Here is a 678-nt window from a genome sequence, read left to right as displayed (position 1 = left end):
TACCCACCGTGCTGCTGGACGCGCCTCAGGTGCGCGAGGCCATCTCCGCTCGCTCTCGCGCCAATCCCACCGACGCGCAACGCACACAGCCCCTCACGCCCTCCAACCCCGCCTACGTCATCTACACCTCCGGATCCACCGGCAGGCCCAAGGGCGTCGTCATCGCCCATCGCAACGTCTGCAATTTCATGCAGTCCCTGCAGGCACGCCTGCAGTTGCAAGCCACCGACCGGATGCTGGCCACTACAACCATCGGGTTCGACATTGCCGCGCTCGAGATCTTCGTGCCCTTGCTCAGCGGCAGCAGTATCACCATCGCTTCGCGGTCCGTCGTGCTGGACCCGCCCGCGCTGGCACAGCTCATCGCAAACTCCGGCATCACGGTCATGCAGGCCACGCCCACGCTGTGGCAAAGCCTTCTGAGTGCAGTCGACAAGCTGCCTGGCGTGCACATCCTTGTCGGTGGCGAAGCGCTGCCACAAGAACTGGCCGCCTTGCTGCACGGCGCGGGGCGCAAGCTCACCAACCTATATGGTCCCACCGAGACGGCGATCTGGTCGACGGCAGCCGAGCTGCACGATGCGAGCACCACGCCCTCCATCGGCGACCCGATCTGGAACACGCAGGTGTACGTGCTCGACGCGGCACTGCAGCCCGTGCCCTCAGGGGTGTCCGGCG

At 66.1% G+C, this 678-nt stretch carries 1 protein-coding gene; it reads left to right on the top strand.

What is annotated here, in order from left to right; all coding sequences use genetic code 11:
- On the top strand, positions 1–678 hold a 678-nt coding region (locus tag ACTJLF_RS34650; protein ID WP_440884906.1), incomplete at both ends, for an AMP-binding protein.

The organism is Variovorax sp. 22077 (assembly GCF_052044195.1).
GTDB classification, from domain to species: domain Bacteria; phylum Pseudomonadota; class Gammaproteobacteria; order Burkholderiales; family Burkholderiaceae_C; genus Variovorax; species Variovorax atrisoli.
Note: the sequence above shows the minus strand (reverse complement) of the source record. Positions and strands in the feature narration are given on the sequence as shown.